The sequence below is a fragment of the Massilia sp. Root133 genome (genome assembly GCF_001426525.1).
Lineage (GTDB): Bacteria > Pseudomonadota > Gammaproteobacteria > Burkholderiales > Burkholderiaceae_D > Telluria > Telluria orientalis.
This window is the reverse complement of sequence record NZ_LMEW01000003.1, coordinates 82,327-98,500: the sequence shown is the minus strand read 5'-3', so window position 1 is coordinate 98,500 and position 16,174 is coordinate 82,327. Positions and strand designations below refer to the sequence as shown.

Sequence of the window (16,174 nt, the reverse complement as noted above, 5' to 3'; positions counted from 1 at the left end):
GAGACCTGTCTTTTCCTGCAAAAGCCTGGAAAGGACCGTTTTCGTCCAATCATTAAAAGCTAGTTAATAACCGGAGGGCTAACCATGAAAACGATTCAACAATTCCAGATGGCCGTGCGACCCGTCGTGCTGGCGCTGGGCGCAGCCGGCGTCGCCGCCCTGATCGCCGGATGCTCCGACGCGACCGGCAAGGCAGCCGAGGCGCAAACCCAGGCGCAGGCAGGTCCGCCCGTGTCGGCGGCCGCCGTGCTCGAAAAGCCGGTCGCCGAAACGCAGGAATTCTCGGGCCGCCTCGAAGCCATCGAGCGCGTCGAGATCCGTCCGCGCGTGTCGGGCTACATCACCGCCGTCAACTTCAAGCCGGGTGCGGAAGTGAAAAAGGGCGACGTGCTGTTCGTGATCGATCCGCGTCCGTACCAGGCCGAAGCCGAGCGCGCCATCGCGGCCGCGAAATCGGCCCGCGCCAAGGCCGACCTGGCCCGCACGGAACTGGCGCGCGCCGAGCGCCTGCTGGGCGACAAGGCGATCGCGCAGCGCGAATACGATGCGAGCCTGTCGAGCCAGAAGGAACTGGACGCGTCCGCCCGCGCCGCCGAAGCGCAGGCCGACGCCGCGCGCCTGAACCTGTCGTACACCCGCGTCGTCGCGCCCATCAACGGCCGCGTGTCGAAGGCCGAGATCACCCTCGGCAACCTGGTCGATGCATCGGCCGTGTTGACGTCCGTCGTGTCGCTGGACCGCATCTACGCCAGCTTCGACGGCGACGAAGAGACCTATCTGCGCGTTGCCAAGCAGGCGCACGACGGCCAGTCGGTGCCGGTGAAGGTGGGCCTCGTCAACGAAGAAGGCTACCCGCACGAGGGCAAGCTGGAATTCGTCGACAACCAGCTCGACTCGCAGACCGGTTCCGTGCGCATGCGTGCCACGTTCGAGAACAAGGACCGCAGCATGGCGCCCGGCCTGTTCGCCCGCGTGCAGATCGGCGGCGGCGACGCCAAGCCCGCGCTGCTGATCACGGACCGCGCCATCGGCACGGACCAGAGCCACAAGTTCGTGTTCGTCGTGGGCGCGGACGGCAAGGCCGAGTACCGCGAAGTGAAGCTCGGCCCCGTCGTCGACGGCCTGCGCGTGGTGCGCGCCGGCCTGAAGCCGGGCGAGAAGATCGTCGTCAACGGCCTGCAGCGCGTGCATCCGGGTGCGCCCATCACGGCGCAGACCGTGCCGATGGTCGCATCGCTGGCGCCTGCGAAAGCGCCCGCCAAGGACGCGAAGCTGGCCATGGCGGACACGAAGTAATCCCATAGGAATCGAGGGACAACAACAATGAACATCTCACGCTTTTTCGTCGACAAGCCGATCTTCGCGGCCGTGCTGTCGGTGCTGGTCTTCGTGGCCGGCCTCATCTCGATCTTCGAGTTGCCGATCTCCGAATACCCGGACGTCGTGCCGCCCTCGGTGGTGGTGCGCGCCCAGTACCCGGGCGCCAACCCGAAGGTGATCGCGGAAACCGTCGCGACGCCGCTGGAGCAGGAAATCAACGGCGTCGAAAACATGCTGTACATGACGTCGCAGAACACCTCCGACGGCGCGCTGATGCTGACGGTGACCTTCAAGATCGGCACCAACGTGGAGCAGGCCGAGACGGCCGTGCAGAACCGCGTCCAGCGCGCGCTCCCGCGCCTGCCGGACGAGGTGCGCCAGATCGGCGTCACGACCGTCAAGAGCTCGCCCAACATCACGATGGTGGTCCACCTGCGCTCGCCGGATGGCCGTTATGACGACCTCTATCTGCGCAACTACGCCACCTTGAACGTCAAGGACGAACTCGCGCGCATCAACGGCATGGGCGAAGTCCAGCTGTTCGGTTCGGGCGACTACGCGATGCGCGTCTGGCTCGATCCGCAAAAGGTCGCGGCACGCAACCTGACCGCCAGCGACGTCGTGAACGCGATCCGCGAGCAGAACGTGCAGGTGGCGGCCGGCGTCGTCGGCCAGGGCCCGTCGAAAGGCGCGGACTTCCAGCTGACCGTCAACACGCAGGGCCGCCTGCAGTCGGTCGAGGAGTTCGGCAACATCGTCATCAAGACCAATGCCGACGGCGCGACCACGCTGCTGAAGGACGTCGCGCGCCTCGAAATGGGCTCGAACTCGTACGCCCTGCGCGCGCTGCTGGACAACCAGTCGGCCGTCGCGATCCCCATCTTCCAGGCGCCGAACGCCAACGCGCTGCAACTGTCGTCCGACGTGCGCGCCAAGATGAAGGAGCTGTCGAAAGATTTCCCGGAAGGCGTCGAATACAGCATTGTGTACGACCCGACCCAATTCGTGCGTGAGTCGATCGACTCCGTGATCCACACGCTGATCGAAGCCGTGATCCTGGTGGCCATCGTCGTCATCGTGTTCCTGCAGACGTGGCGCGCCTCGGTGATCCCGCTGCTGGCCGTGCCGGTGTCCGTCGTCGGCACGTTCGCGGTGATGCTCGCCTGCGGCTTCTCGATCAACACGCTGTCGCTGTTCGGCCTCGTGCTCGCCATCGGTATCGTGGTCGACGACGCGATCGTCGTGGTGGAGAACGTCGAGCGCAACATCGCGAACGGCCTGAATCCGCACGACGCGACCGTGCAGGCGATGAAGGAAGTCTCCGGCCCGATCATCGCGATCGCCCTCGTGCTGTGCGCCGTGTTCATCCCGATCGCGTTCGTGTCGGGCCTGACCGGCCAGTTCTACCGCCAGTTCGCGCTGACCATCGCCATCTCGACCGTGATCTCCGCGTTCTCGTCGCTGACCCTGGCCCCGGCCCTGTCGGCCGCGCTGCTGCAGTCGCACCACGCACCGAAGGACCGCCTGACCCGCATGATGGACGCCGTGTTCGGCCGCTTCTTCGCCGGCTTCAACCGCTTCTTCGGCCGCTCGTCGCATGCCTACGAAGGCGGCGTGAAGGGCGTCCTGAAGCGCAAGAGTGCCGCGCTGGGCGTGTACGTGCTGCTCGCCATCGCCGGCGTCTTCATGTTCAAGGCCGTGCCGCCTGGCTTCGTGCCGGCGCAGGACAAGGCTTACCTGATCGGCTTCGCGCAACTGCCGGACGCCGCCTCGCTGGACCGCACGGACGCCGTCATCCGCAAGATGTCGGACGTGGCCAAGCAGATCCCGGGCGTGGAATCGTCGGTCGCGTTCCCGGGCCTGTCGATCAACGGCTTCACCAACGCGCCGAACGCCGGCATCGTGTTCACCACGCTGAAACCGTTCGATGAACGTAAAGGCAAGGAGCAGAGCGCCGACGCGATCGCCGCCGAGATCAACAAGCGCATGGGCGCCATCGAAGACGCGTTCGTGATGGTGCTGTCGCCCCCGCCGGTGAACGGCCTGGGTACGACGGGCGGCTTCAAGATGATGATCGAAGACCGCGCCGGCGTCGGCTACGACGAGCTGTATAAAGCCGTGCAGGCCGTCCAGGCCAAGGCGTGGACCGACAAGCGCCTGCAAGGCGTGTTCTCCGGCTACCAGATCAACGTGCCGCAGCTGTTCGCCGACGTCGACCGCGTGAAAGCGAAGCAACTGGGCGTGCCGCTGGCCGAGATCAACCAGACCTTGCAGATCAACCTCGGTTCGCTGTACGTGAACGACTTCAACCAGTTCGGCCGCACGTACCAGGTGCGCGTGCAGGCGGATGCGCCGTTCCGTTCGCAGCGCGAGCAGATCGCGCAGCTGAAGGTCCGCAGCGACAAGGGCGAGATGATCCCGTTGTCCTCGCTCATGAAGGTCAAGGACACGTATGGTCCGGATCGCGTGCAGCGCTACAACGGCTACGTCGCCGCCGAGCTGAATGGCGGTCCGGCACCGGGCGTGTCGTCGGGCCAGGCGCAGGCCGCGATGGAAGAAATCGTCAAGGCCACGCTGCCGAAGGGCATCTCGTACGAATGGACGGATCTGACCTACCAGGACATCCTGGCCGGTAACACCATGCTGTACGTGTTCCCGCTGTGCGTGCTGCTCGTGTTCCTCGTGCTCGCCGCGCAGTACGAAAGCTGGACGCTGCCGCTGGCCGTGATCCTGATCGTGCCGATGTCGATCCTGTGCGCCCTCATCGGCGTCAAGCTCACCGGCGGCGACAACAACGTGTTCACGCAGATCGCCCTGTTCGTGCTGGTGGGCCTCGCGTCGAAGAACGCGATCCTGATCGTGGAATTCGCGCTGGAGCTGGAACACCATGGCCGCAGCATCGTGGCCGCCGCACTGGAAGCCTGCCGCCTGCGTCTGCGTCCGATCCTGATGACGTCGATCGCATTCATCATGGGCGTGGTGCCGCTGGTGCTGTCGCACGGCGCAGGTGCCGAGATGCGTCACGCGATGGGCGTCGCCGTGTTCGCCGGCATGCTGGGCGTGACGTTCTTCGGCCTGTTCCTGACGCCGGTGTTCTACGTCCTGCTGCGCACGCTGGCCAAGCGTTTCGAGAAGCCGAAGCATGCCCACGCCCACGACACGGCGCCGAATACCGTCGTCGATGGCGACCATGCACCGGCCCTGGAAGGAAACTGATATGAAAACGATGATTGCAAGGGGCGTGGCCCCGCTGATGGCGGCCCTGCTGCTGACGGCGTGCGCCGCCCCGGAATTCAAGCAACCGGCGATCGCGACGCCGACGGCGTTCAAGGAGTCGCAAACGGTGCCTGCCGGCGCAGCCAATGACGTGCGCAGCGCCGCCGACGGCACGACGTGGACGGTCGGCCGTCCGGCCGAAGCCCAGCCGCGCGGCGAATGGTGGCGCGCCTTCCACGACGAGACGCTGAATGGCCTCATCGCGGAAGCAGCGGCCAACAACCAGAGCCTGACGGTGGCCGCCGCCCGCGTGAAGCAGGCCCGCGCCATCGCGGGCATCGCCGAAGCGGACCGCATCCCGCAGGTCGGCGTCGGTGTCGGCGCGCAGCGTGAACGCCTGTCGCCGCTGGAAGCGTCGCTGCCGAAGGGTTCTCCCGTCGCGCCGGCGAACGTCTATAGCGCGCGGCTGTCGGCCAGCTACGAAGTCGACCTGTTCGGCCGCGTGTCGTCCAACGTGGCGGCCGCCCGCGGCGACGCCGGCGCGGTGGAAGCGACGTACCGCTCCGTGCTGCTGTCGCTGCAGGCCGACGTGGCGCAGACCTATTTCCGCCTCCGTTCTCTGGATGCGGAAATCGCGACCGTCAACCACACGGTGCAGCTGCGCGAAGAGAGTGTGCGCGTGACGGGCCGCCGCTTCGACGCCGGCGACATCGGCGAATTCGACCTGTCGCGGGCAAAGACGGAACTGGCGACGGCGCGTTCGGAAGCGATCGGCCTGCAGCGCCAGCGCGCCGCGGCGGAACACGCGCTGGCCGTCCTGCTGGGCAAGCCGGCGTCGAACTTCACCGCACCGTCGGCGCCGCTGTCGGATGTCGCCGCGCTGCCGGTGATTCCGGCCGGCCTGCCGTCCACGCTGCTGGAGCGCCGTCCCGACATCGCCAGCGCCCAGCGCTCGATGGAAGCGGCGAACGCCCGCATCGGCGTGGCCCGCTCCGCGATGTTCCCGGCGCTGAACCTGTCGGCAGGCGCCGGCGGCATCGGCACGAGCTTCGCCGAGGTGTTCAAGTGGAGCAGCCGTTCGTGGCTGCTGGGCGCCGCGCTGTCGATGCCGCTGATCGACGGTGGCCGCAACCGCAACAACGTCGTGCGCAGCGAGGCCGCGCTGGAAGAAGCGGTAGGCTCCTACCGCCAGAGCGTCCTGACGGCCTTCGCCGAGGTCGAGGACAACCTGGCCGGCCTGCGCATCCTGGCCGGGCAGAGCGCCGAGATCGAGGCGGGCGTGATCTCCGCCCGCCGCTCGGCCGACCTGGCGCAGAAGCTGTACGACGCGGGCCGCGGCAGCTACCTCGAACTGCTGGACGCGCAGCGCAACCTGGCGAACGTCGAGCGCAACGCCGTGCAGCTGCGCGGCGACCGTGCGATCACCACCGTGGCGCTGATCCGCGCGCTGGGTGGCGGCTGGGATGCCACTACCCGCGCGGACGATACCGCGCAGGCGCGCAACTGAAGACGAAGTCCCTGGCCTTACTGTGATTCCGGTAATGCCCTTTGCGGCGGTACGTGTGAGCGTATCGCCGCTTTTTTCGTGCGCGGGCTAGAATCGCGCCATGACCGATTCTTCCCCGCTCACCGGCCTCGCGCCCGTCATTGCCCCCGACACGCGCATCCTCGTCCTGGGCAGCTTTCCGGGCGCCGCATCGCTCGCGGCCCAGCAGTATTACGCGCATCCTCGTAACCAGTTCTGGAAACTGGTCGGCGCGCTGGTCGGCGAGGATCTCTATTCACTGCCGTATGCGGACCGCCTGCCGCGCCTCGTCGCGCACCGCTTCGGCCTGTGGGACGTATTGGCCGCATGCGAGCGCGAAGGCAGTCTCGATTCCGCGATCCGCAATCCGGCAGCCAATGACTTCGAACGCTTGCACCGGTTGTGTCCCGAGCTGGAAACGGTCGGGTTCAACGGGCAGACGTCGGGCAAGTTTGCGCCGCAGTTCGCGGAGCAAGGGTATCGGACCGTCGTGCTGCCGTCATCGTCGCCGGCGCACATGGCGCTGACGTTCGAGCAGAAGCTGGCAAGCTGGAGGCGGTTGCTTGGCGATTGAACCGGTCAGCGAAAACCGCGCCTGCTCCAGTACTGGCCCGAATAATGGCCGCATGACGCAAGCTGCACGCGGCCGCTGCCATCGTTGACGATGTCCAGGCACTTGCCCGGGCCCGTGAACTGGTTCCACAAACGCAGACCCGGGCCGGGGCCGGTCTGGTCCATGTGCCACAGCTGGCCCGTCACGTTGGCGCAGGACGCCATGTGCACCTGGTCGTTGGTGCCGTCGTTGACCACGTCCAGGCACATGTCCGCGCCGGTAAAGCGCGTCCGCAGGCGCACGAAGCTGTTCTCGACGTCGGGCGCAATCTCCCACATCTGGCCCGAATAGCGACCGCAGCGGGCCATGTGCAACTGGTCGCGGTTATCCGCGTTGACGATATCGAGGCAGTGGTTACGCCCCGTGAATTCCGTGTGCAGGGTCACGGCGGGCGGGTTGGCGCTGGCGGCTTGGGAAACGGCAGCGAACAGGAGGGGGAGCAGTCGTCGCATTGTCTTCTCTTGAGTGGATAAATCGGTTGGCGCGGCGGGCGCTATGCCTCCGCCGCGACCAGCGCGGCCAGCACCTGCGCCTCGAATTCGCGTACCGGCAGCGGCCTGCCGAACAAATAGCCCTGGAAGGAATGGCATCCGTGCGCGACGAGAAAATCGCGTTGCGCGGCCGTCTCCACGCCTTCGGCGATCACGTCCAGTCCCAGGCCCCGCCCCATGGCGATGATCGTCTGGGCCACCATCGCGTCGCGATGGCTGGCCGGCAGCTCGTCGACGAACGACTTGTCGATCTTGAGCTGCGTGAGCGGCAGCTTGGTCAGGTAGTTGAGCGAGGAATTGCCGGTGCCGAAGTCGTCGAGCGAGATGCTGAAGCCGTTGGCCCGGAGGACGTGCAGCTTGCGGATCGACGCGTCGAGGTCGCCGAATGCCAGGCTTTCCGTGACCTCGAGCTTCAGCTTGTCCACGGGCGCCCCCGACCGCCTGACTTCGGCGAGGATGTCGTCGACGAAGCTTTCCGACTCGAACTGGCGCGCACTGATGTTCACGGCGAGGGTCAGGCCACGCATGGCCTCGTGACGCGCCCATGCAGCGAGCTGGCGGCAGGCCGTGGCGAGCACCCAGCGCCCGATCGGTTCGATCAGTCCGGTCTCCTCAGCCAGCGGAATGAACGCGGCGGGCGACAGGGCGCCGCGTTCGGGGTGCGTCCAGCGCAGCAGCGCCTCGGCCCCGATCGGACGTCCGCAGGCATCGACCTGGACCTGGTAATGCAGCGTCAGCGCGTCGTCGCGGATGGCGTCGCGTAACGCTTTCTCGAGCCAGTTGCGGCCGTCGAGCTCGGCCTGCATCTCGTCCTCGAAGACGCGCACCGTATTCCGTCCGCTCTGCTTGCTCTTGTACAGCGCCAGCTCGGCCTGGCAGAGCAGCGCGTCGGGGCTGTCCGCGCCGTCGCGAAACAACGTGACGCCGAGCGAGCCGGTGCAGGTCAGCCGGTGGCCGTCGAGCATCATCGGCTCGGCGATCGCCGTCCTGATGGCGTCGGCGGCAAGCAGCGCGCGGGCCGCCGCCGTATTCCTGTCCGTGCCGAGGCGTTCGGTCAGCAGCACGAAGCTGTCGCCGCTGAACCGGCCCAGCGTATCGTCGTCGCGCTGGATCGAACGAATGCGGCGCGCCACTTCCACGAGCAACTGGTCACCCACGGCATGGCCAAGGGAGTCGTTCAGCTTCTGGAAGTGGTCGAGGTTCACCATCATGACGGCGCCGAACTCCCGGGTGCTGCCGGCACCGGCCATGGCATGGGCCATGCGGTCTGCGAGCAGGAAGCGATTCGGCAGGTCGGTCAGGTGATCGAACGACTTGAGGCGCTCGGCAAGGGCACGGGCCTGTTTTTCCGCCGTGATGTCCTGCAGGTTGCCGACATAGTGGATCGTCCGGCCCTGCGCGTCCGGTACCGCCGTGATCGAGAGCCGCGCCGTGTACAGGCTGCCGTCGCGGTGACGGTTGATCACCTCGCCGGTCCAGTACCCGGTCGCCGTCAGCGTCGACCACATGGCGTGGTAAAAACCGTCCTCGTGCAATCCGGAGCGCAGGAGCCGCGGACTCTGGCCGATGGCTTCCAGGGCTGCGTAGCCGCTGATGCGGGTGAACGCGGCGTTGACGCGCTCGATGTGTCCCTGGGCATCGGTGATCAGCATGCCATCCTGGCTTTCGAAGGCGACCGAGGCGACGCGCAGTTCGCGCTCGGCGCGGCGGCGTTCGGTGATGTCGCGCGCGACGGCAAGGACACCCGCGGTCTCGCCGTCGTCCGCCCGGATCGGCACCTTGATCACTTCCAGGTCGCGCAGGGTGCCGTCCGGCGCAGCGATCGCTTCCTCGTACCTGTGCGTCTGGCCCGTGCGCAGGACCTGCTCGTCGCTTTCCTTGCTGAACGCGGCGAACGCCTTGTCCGCGAACAGGTCGTCGTCGGTGCGCCCGATGATCCTGTCCTCCGGCAGGCCGAGCAGGGACTGGGCGCCGGCATTGCAGTGGACGTAGACGTTGTTCCTGTCTTTCAGCGCCATGGCATCGGGGCTGTTTTCGACCAGCGTGCGGAGCTGGGCTTGCTCGACCATGAGCGCGCGGGCGGTCCGCTGGATCTCGGCGGTGCGCGCATGGACGGCGCGGCGCAGGAACCGGATCCACAGCAGGGTGGCGGCCAGCGCCGAGAGCGCGCCGAGGATCGCGAACGCGAGGATGCGCAGATAGGGCCGGAATTGTATCGGCTGGTTGAACCACTTGTGCCGCAGCGCCTCGCGCTCCGCCGGCGTGATGCGCGCCATGCCCTGCTCGACGAGATCGAAGGTCGCCTTGTCGCCCTTGGCGACGGCCCAGCGAAACTGTCCCGAATACAGCGTAAAGGTTTTGGCGAACTTCTTCTGGTCGCGGTAGAGATAGAGATAGTAGTTCGCCGGACTGTCGTCCATGCAAAAGATCTTGATGTCGCCGGCGCGGACGGCATCCAGGATGGCGACGTAGCCGGGGTAGGCGACCTGGTTCGTGATGCCTTGCCTGGCCAACTGTTCGGCGCAGGCATCGCCGCGCTGCACGCCGACCAGGAAGCCGTTCAGCGACTGCACGTCATGGATGCCTGAAATCGACGGATCGACATAGATGCCGACCGTCTGCGTGTCGTACGGCCGGGAGAAATCGTAGAGCGCATCGCGCCCCGGGGTCCGGAAAATCATGTCGATTACGTCGGCCCGGCGGTCCTGCATCGTCTGGAGTGCGTTGCTCCACTGCATGGGCTGGAGGTCGACGTGGACGCCTGTCTTTTGTTCCCACAGGTGCCAGAGGTCGACGATATATCCCTCGGGGCGCCCGTTGGTATCCAGGAAAAGATAAGGTGGATAGTTGTTGTCGGTAACGACGTGCAGGGTTTTGCCGTCGGCGTGCAACGCGTATGCCAGCAGCGCGCACACCAGCACGAGCCGGCGGCGCAAGACGCTTCCCGGCGAGATGGAAGCCATCAAGCCCATTGAGTTCCCTCCGCACGCTGTGCCTCGGCTGCGTGCCGGTGCCGGCCCTGGCAGCACGGCGGTTATCTGTCTTGTGTCGGTCGAGGCTTAGTCTGCTGACCTGATATTTTTGATTGAAAGCTTAGCATGGATATTGGGAAACTTTACAAGATTATGGCTTCGTGGCAACAAAAGCTGAAAGTGTCTCCCCCTTTTTTTTCGCAGCAACGTCCCCATATCGGTGCCATCCCCATTCACGGCGCCACGAACCAAGCCGGCGCCGCTTTTCCCGACCCCAGCAGGCAATGCGTGACCAGCGTCCCGAGGATGACGCTGCGATGGCCGTTTCGCCATCCCGGGCGCGTGCCATACGGAGGGGCAGGGATCACATTGAAAGGAAATCCATGAAAGAAGATCTGATCGAAATGAATGGCAAGGTCACCGAAGTGCTGCCGGAGATGCGTTTCCGCGTGGACCTCGAGAACGGTCACCAGCTGGTCGCGTACACGTCCGGCCGGATGAAGAAGAACCACATCCGTATCATCGCCGGCGACCGCGTCACGCTGGAGATGTCGCCGTATGACCTGAACAAGGGACGCATCGTGTTCCGCCATCTCGAAACCCGCGGTACCCCCGCGCCGTCGGCCGCGCGCCAGCGCCGCCGTTGATCGGCGGGCGACAGCGACACAACGGCCGCCGACGCGGCCGTTTTTCGTTCTAGTAGATGCGGACGCTGTTCGCGCTCTGGCGTTTCAGGTGCGCAAGCTTGGCCGAGTACAGCTGGCGATTGTCCGACTTCGTGCTCGTGTCGATCGCCAGCGCGAGCTGTTCGCGCGCTTCTTTTGCCTCGCCCAGCTGCAGCAGCGTCACCGCCAGCCAGAAGTGGAACTCGTCGTAGTAGGGCGCGCGCTTGACTTCGCGTTCGAACAGCTTGCGCGCGGCGTCGTAGTCGCCCGCCTTGAGCGCGACCATGCCCTTGTCGAAGTACTGGAACGGCGGGACCGGCTCGATGCTGGCCACGCGCCGCGCCATCTCGGCCGCTTCGGCCGTGCGGCCCGTCGCGGCCAGCAGGGGGCCCAGGTTCTGCATCACGACGAGGCTTTCCGGTTCGCGTTCGAGGGCCGTGCGCAAGGCCCGTTCGGCCATGACGAGGTCGCCGTGGCGCTGGTAGATGACGCCCAGCGTGTTGTAGGTGATCGCGTTCGGCGGATTGGTCGCCACCGCGGCGCGTGCCCACCAGTAGGCGTCGTCGATCTTGCCCTGCACGAGCGACTCGGCGGCGCGGTTGTTGAGGTACAGCGCGACGATGTCCTCTTCTTCCAGCTGGCGCGTATGGAAGCGGCTCGCTTCCGGCGGCGGCAGGAAATCGACGACCAGTTCGTGCTCCGACGTCTCGTCGTACAGCAGGCCGTTGCGCTTGCGGTGGCCCAGCGCGATGTTGACGTGCGACGCCACGAGATAGATGCCGCCGTCGCGGCTCCAGGTCTCGTCCACGAGCACGCTGCGGAAGCGCACCGTCATGCCCAGTTCGCGCGCGAAGGCGGCCGTCATGACGACGAGCGACAGGCAGTTGCCGGTGCGCGCCTCGTACGTTTCGGCCGCCGTGCGGGTGCGGCTGGAATCGTATTCGAGCTTCAGGTCGGTCTTGCTGTACAGCGCGTCGATCAGGCCCCGTTCCAACCCCTTGCTGCGCAGATGCGCTTCGAAGGCGGGACTGTGCACGTAGGCCTGCATGGCGGGGCTCAGCGTGAACAGGTTGTGTGCGCCGATGGTCTCGGACGGCGGTTTGAACGACGCGTCGGCGAACAGCGGGGGCGGGGCACTCAGTTGCGGTGTGCCGGCGCAGCCGGCCAGCAGCAAAGGTAATACGAGCAATAGGGACGCCAGGCGTTTCATGTCTCCTCCTCGGCCGGCGATTCGTCGATTCTCATTCTTGTGAATGAAGTATCTGCCGGTCCGGGGCGGAAGTAAAGACGCGCTACTGGTCGTCGTGGAAGGCTTCGTGCAGCTCGTCGAGCAGCTCGGCCGTTTCCTCGTCGGAGAGGCCCAGGTAGGCGAGCGCGCGCGCGCCGCCCTTGTTCCATTCGAGCGATTCGGCGTCGCCCTGGTATTTGCAGATCGCGCTTTCGGCCAGCAGCGACAGCGCGACGAGCGAACGCACCGTCGGCGTCGTGTTGGCGTCGTCCAGAACCGCGTAATCGTGGTGGTGCAGGATGGACCACGCGACGTCTTCCGACAGGCCCCAGTTGCGCGCCAGCAGGGTGCCGATCGCCGTGTGGCTCGTGTTGTGGCGCTCTTCTTCCAGCGCCGTGAACGGACGCTCCGTCTCCAGCGACGCCGCGGCGTACGTGACGGCGTAGTCGGGGAAGCGGTCCATCAGCAGCGGTACGCCGGTATCGCAGAACAGGCCGAACGTGTGCGCCACGTCGGCCTCGCCGATACGCAGGCGGCGCGACAGGAACACCATCGCCTCGGCGCGGCGGCTCGACACTTCCCAGAAGCTGGCCAGCGCCGCGCTGTTGGCCGGGATCGCCCGGCGCGCGAGCAGGCCCGTCATCAGGGACGCGACCTGGTTAATGCCGAGGAACAGGATCGCCTGCTCGATCGACTTGGCCTTGCGCCGGCCCCCGAAGATGGATGAATTGGCAAGCTTCAGCAGCGCGCCCGACATGCCGACGTCGCTGGCGACGATGCGGCCGATGGCGGCCGGGCTCGGATCGGACGACGCGAGCTCCCGTTGCAGGTCGGCGAGCAGGCTGGGACGCGGCGGGATCCGGATCGACCTGATCAGGGCGTCGACGGGATCCTCGGCGACGGCGCTCGGGCGCGCCAGGGCAGCTGCTGTACTCATGACGGGAAGGGAACAAAATGATGCTGCACGGAAATCCGTGCGAAGTTTGTCACTATAAACCAGTGCCTTTGAAGTTGCAGCAAAGTATTGCTTTTGTGTAGCAAAACCGACAGTGCGACCTGTCAAATCTTAACAATATAGAATTGCTCCATGTCCTCAACCATCCTTGCCGACATTGATTTTCTAGCACCCTCGCATCTGGTCGCGCGCCAGCTGATCGGCGTCACGGTGCTCGTCGACGGCGTCGGCGGCCGCATCGTCGAGACGGAGGCCTATGACGGCGAAGATCCCGCGTCGCACAGCTATTCCGGCCCGACCGACCGCAATTTCGCGATGTTCGGCCCGCCGGCCCACGCCTACGTCTACCGCTCGTACGGGATCCACTGGTGCCTGAACTTCGTCTGCCGGGAAGAGGGGCATGGCGCCGGGGTGCTGATCCGCGCGCTCGAACCCGTGACGGGCATCGAGACGATGGCCGAGCGGCGCGGCACGCGCGACCACTGGCTGCTGTGTTCCGGGCCCGGCAAGCTGTGCCAGGCACTGGGCGTGACGCGCGACCTGAACGGCCGCTCGCTGGCTGCGGCGCCGTTCGAACTGGCGCCGGCACCCGCCGGCATCGACGTGGTCAGCGGGCCGCGCATCGGGATTTCGAAAGCCGTCGACGTGCCCTGGCGGTTCGGCCTGGCCGGGTCGCGCTGGGTCAGCAAGCCGTTCCGCTGAACGATTAGCGGCCGTTGGCGGCCCGCGCCCGCGCACCGTTTGCCTGCGGTCGTGGCGCGTCTTCTTCGTCTTGCGTCGCATGATGCGCGAGCGCGGGCCGGCCGCGCATCGCGCTGTCCGCGGCACGCCGTTCGATCGGGGCCGGTGCCTCGTCCTGGGCATCCTCGATGCGGAAGATAGCCACGGCGCGCGCCAGGTTGACGGTCTGCTCGTGCAGGCTGGCCGCCGCCGCCGCGGCCTGTTCGACGAGCGCGGCGTTCTGCTGCGTCATGTCGTCCATCTGGCCGACGGCGAGATTGACTTCGGCGATGCCCTCGGCCTGCTCGCTACTGGCGGCGCTGATGCGGTTGATGATGTCGTTCACCTGCTGCACCGACGCGACCACGCTGCCCATGCTGGATCCCGCCTCGTTGACGGAGGCGCTGCCGTTGTCGATGATCGCGACCGAATCGGCGATCAGCGCCTTGATTTCCTTGGCCGCGGAGGCGGAGCGCTGCGCGAGCGTGCGCACCTCGCTGGCGACGACTGCGAAGCCGCGGCCCTGCTCGCCGGCGCGCGCCGCTTCGACGGCGGCGTTCAGCGCGAGCAAATTGGTCTGGAACGAGATGCCGTCGATGACGCCGGTGATCTCGACGATCTTGCGCGAGCTGGCGCGGATCGATTCCATCGTTGCGACGGCGCGGTCGACGGCCTGGCCGCCGCCGGCCGCCAGCCGCGCCGCCTCGGCCGCGAGTTCCGTTGCCAGGCGCGCGTTGTCCGCATTGCCCTTGACGGCCTGGGTCAGCGTCTCCATCGCGCTCGCGGTCTGCTGCAGGGAACCGGCCTGCAGCTCGGTGCGGGTCGACAGGTCCAGGTTGCCGCTGGCGATTTCCTTCGATGCCGTGTCGATCGAGCGCACCGAATCGAGCACGCTGCGCAGCGTCGTGTTCAGGTTGGCGATGGTCTGGTCGAGCGCGCGCGCCGTGTCGGCGATTTCGTCGCGGCCGTCGTTGTGGGCGCTCACGCACAGGCGGCCTTCGGCCAGTTCGCCCACGACGGCCGAGATGGCGCCGATGTCGCGCAACATCGCGCGGCGGACGAACATCGTGACGGCCAGCGACGCGGCGATCGACAGCAGCACCAGCGCGGCCATCCACGTGCCCAGGTCGTGGAACTCCGTGCGCGCGGCGGCGTAGGCCTGTTCGCTGAGCGTCTTTTCCAGCGCGGCCAGTTGGGCCAGCTGCTGGTTCAGCACCATGAATTCCTTTTCCGCTTTCTGCATCGAGTTGGTGGCGATCGACTGGTCGACCTGCGCCATCTCGATGGTCTCCTGCACGGCCTTGCGGTAGGCCGCCAGCGCGGCCAGCGACGCGTCGACGGGCTTGCGTTCCACGCCTTCGGTCGTGCGCGCGAGTTCCTGCAACTGCGCCTGCACGGCGGCGTGGCGCTTGCCGATGTCGGCGATCAGCGCGTCGAGGCGGTTCTTGGCGAAGCTGCCGTTGATCCAGGCCAGCAGTTGATAAGCGTTGGCGTGGACGTACTTGGCGTCGCCGGCCACGTCGGCCACGTTTTTCAGGCGCGCCGCGCGGACCTGCACCATGTTTTCCAGCGACGCGTTCTGGCGCACCATCCCGTACCAGGCGGCACCGGACAGCATCAAGAGCAGCACCAACACCATGCCGGGCGCCAGTAGCAGCTTCGGACCGATCCTCAGTTTTTTCAGCATGTTGCGCTCCCGCTTAAAAAAGAACGCGGGCATGCCGCCCGCCAGAACAACGAACGCGGGCATGCCGCCCGCGTGCACGACCTATTGCTTCTTGTAGAGCCCGGCCTCGAGCACGACGCCGTCGACGAGCAGGATATACGTCGTCTTCGGCTCGATCTTGCCCGTGGTCGGATTCTTGTACTGGTAGTCGACCCAGCCCTTGCCCTTGGCGGCGGCCAGTTCGATGATCTCGCGGCGGTATTTCTTGCCGTTCGCATCGGGCACGTCGGTCAAGTCCTTGCCGACGATCGACGGGTTGTACGGGTGGGCCAGCACGATGCCGGTCTTGACGTCGCGCATGTCGATGTACAGCGAACCCTGGACGAATTCCGGATCCTTGGACGTGATGCGTTTCATGACTTCTTCCTTGCCCTTGGCCTTGACCATCGCGGCGCCGCGCTCGGCCATGGCGATCGCATCTTTCTCGGTCGGTTCGGCCGCCAGTGTGTCGGCGCAGGACAGGGTCAGGGCGGTAGCGACTACGGTTGCGGTCAGCTTCATAGGATGTCCTTTCGGGGGAAAAGATGAATAGGTCTGAATGTTGCCTATTTGCATTTCCTACTCTACGCCGCGGCCCCAGCCGGGCTGTTGTGCTAACGCAAGTAGCGCCCGATGTGCCGCCGCAACGGCAACGCTGATCTTTCGCAGGGCATGTGGAAATCAGTGAGAAATGGAATCGGAACTTGACTGAGGGCAACTCAAAGGCGAGGCCGCCTCCCTACCATCGGTTCCTGTCGGCAATT

General features: G+C 66.2%; 12 protein-coding genes. 6 read left to right on the top strand and 6 right to left on the bottom strand.

The features are described 5' to 3' along the window. Positions 1-84 precede the first annotated feature (84 nt). The 4 genes from ASD28_RS04220 to ASD28_RS04205 all read left to right on the top strand — a co-directional run bounded on the left by ASD28_RS04220 (position 85) and on the right by ASD28_RS04205 (position 6,635). Positions 85-1,296 (top strand): efflux RND transporter periplasmic adaptor subunit, encoded by a 1,212-nt coding sequence (locus ASD28_RS04220; protein ID WP_056124479.1) that lies wholly within the window; start codon positions 85-87, stop codon positions 1,294-1,296. A 27-nt stretch (positions 1,297-1,323) separates the two neighbouring features. Next, positions 1,324-4,536: an efflux RND transporter permease subunit gene (locus tag ASD28_RS04215; protein ID WP_056124476.1), complete on the top strand. Its 3,213-nt coding sequence runs from the start codon at positions 1,324-1,326 to the stop codon at positions 4,534-4,536. A gap of 1 nt (position 4,537) precedes the next feature. Beyond that, a complete protein-coding gene (locus tag ASD28_RS04210) occupies positions 4,538-6,043 on the top strand; it encodes an efflux transporter outer membrane subunit (RefSeq protein WP_056124473.1) in 1,506 nt (501 codons plus the stop codon). A gap of 100 nt (positions 6,044-6,143) precedes the next feature. Then, complete coding sequence (locus tag ASD28_RS04205; RefSeq protein WP_056124470.1) at positions 6,144-6,635, top strand: DNA-deoxyinosine glycosylase; 492 nt, start codon at positions 6,144-6,146, stop codon at positions 6,633-6,635. Between the two features lie 5 nt (positions 6,636-6,640). Here the strand turns inward: ASD28_RS04205 and ASD28_RS04200 are convergent, their stop codons facing one another. Both ASD28_RS04200 and ASD28_RS04195 read right to left on the bottom strand, forming a co-directional pair. Beyond that, positions 6,641-7,126 (bottom strand): RICIN domain-containing protein, encoded by a 486-nt coding sequence (locus tag ASD28_RS04200; RefSeq protein WP_056124466.1) that lies wholly within the window; start codon positions 7,124-7,126, stop codon positions 6,641-6,643. A 41-nt stretch (positions 7,127-7,167) separates the two neighbouring features. After that, on the bottom strand, positions 7,168-10,128 hold the full coding sequence (locus ASD28_RS04195) for an EAL domain-containing protein (protein ID WP_082577208.1): 2,961 nt from the start codon (positions 10,126-10,128) through the stop codon (positions 7,168-7,170). Positions 10,129-10,520: 392 nt separating this feature from the next. On the opposite strand from ASD28_RS04195, the gene infA reads away from it, so the two are divergent. Further along, the gene (gene infA, locus ASD28_RS04190; RefSeq protein ID WP_056124464.1) at positions 10,521-10,784 is read left to right on the top strand and encodes a translation initiation factor IF-1; all 264 of its coding nucleotides are present in this window, start codon (positions 10,521-10,523) and stop codon (positions 10,782-10,784) included. A gap of 49 nt (positions 10,785-10,833) precedes the next feature. Here the strand turns inward: infA and ASD28_RS04185 are convergent, their stop codons facing one another. After that, positions 10,834-12,012 (bottom strand): tetratricopeptide repeat protein, encoded by a 1,179-nt coding sequence (locus ASD28_RS04185; RefSeq protein ID WP_056124461.1) that lies wholly within the window; start codon positions 12,010-12,012, stop codon positions 10,834-10,836. Positions 12,013-12,094: 82 nt separating this feature from the next. After that, complete coding sequence (locus tag ASD28_RS04180) at positions 12,095-12,967, bottom strand: HDOD domain-containing protein (protein ID WP_056124458.1); 873 nt, start codon at positions 12,965-12,967, stop codon at positions 12,095-12,097. A 150-nt stretch (positions 12,968-13,117) separates the two neighbouring features. Here ASD28_RS04180 and ASD28_RS04175 point away from each other — a divergent pair, with 150 nt between their 5' ends. Continuing rightward, the gene (locus ASD28_RS04175) at positions 13,118-13,687 is read left to right on the top strand and encodes a DNA-3-methyladenine glycosylase (protein ID WP_056124456.1); all 570 of its coding nucleotides are present in this window, start codon (positions 13,118-13,120) and stop codon (positions 13,685-13,687) included. A gap of 4 nt (positions 13,688-13,691) precedes the next feature. Here the strand turns inward: ASD28_RS04175 and ASD28_RS04170 are convergent, their stop codons facing one another. Both ASD28_RS04170 and ASD28_RS04165 read right to left on the bottom strand, forming a co-directional pair. Beyond that, positions 13,692-15,392, bottom strand: coding sequence for a methyl-accepting chemotaxis protein (locus ASD28_RS04170; protein WP_082577209.1), 1,701 nt, complete (start codon positions 15,390-15,392; stop codon positions 13,692-13,694). 81 nt (positions 15,393-15,473) lie between these two features. Then, positions 15,474-15,932 (bottom strand): cache domain-containing protein, encoded by a 459-nt coding sequence (locus ASD28_RS04165; RefSeq protein WP_056124452.1) that lies wholly within the window; start codon positions 15,930-15,932, stop codon positions 15,474-15,476. Positions 15,933-16,174: the final 242 nt, after the last annotated feature.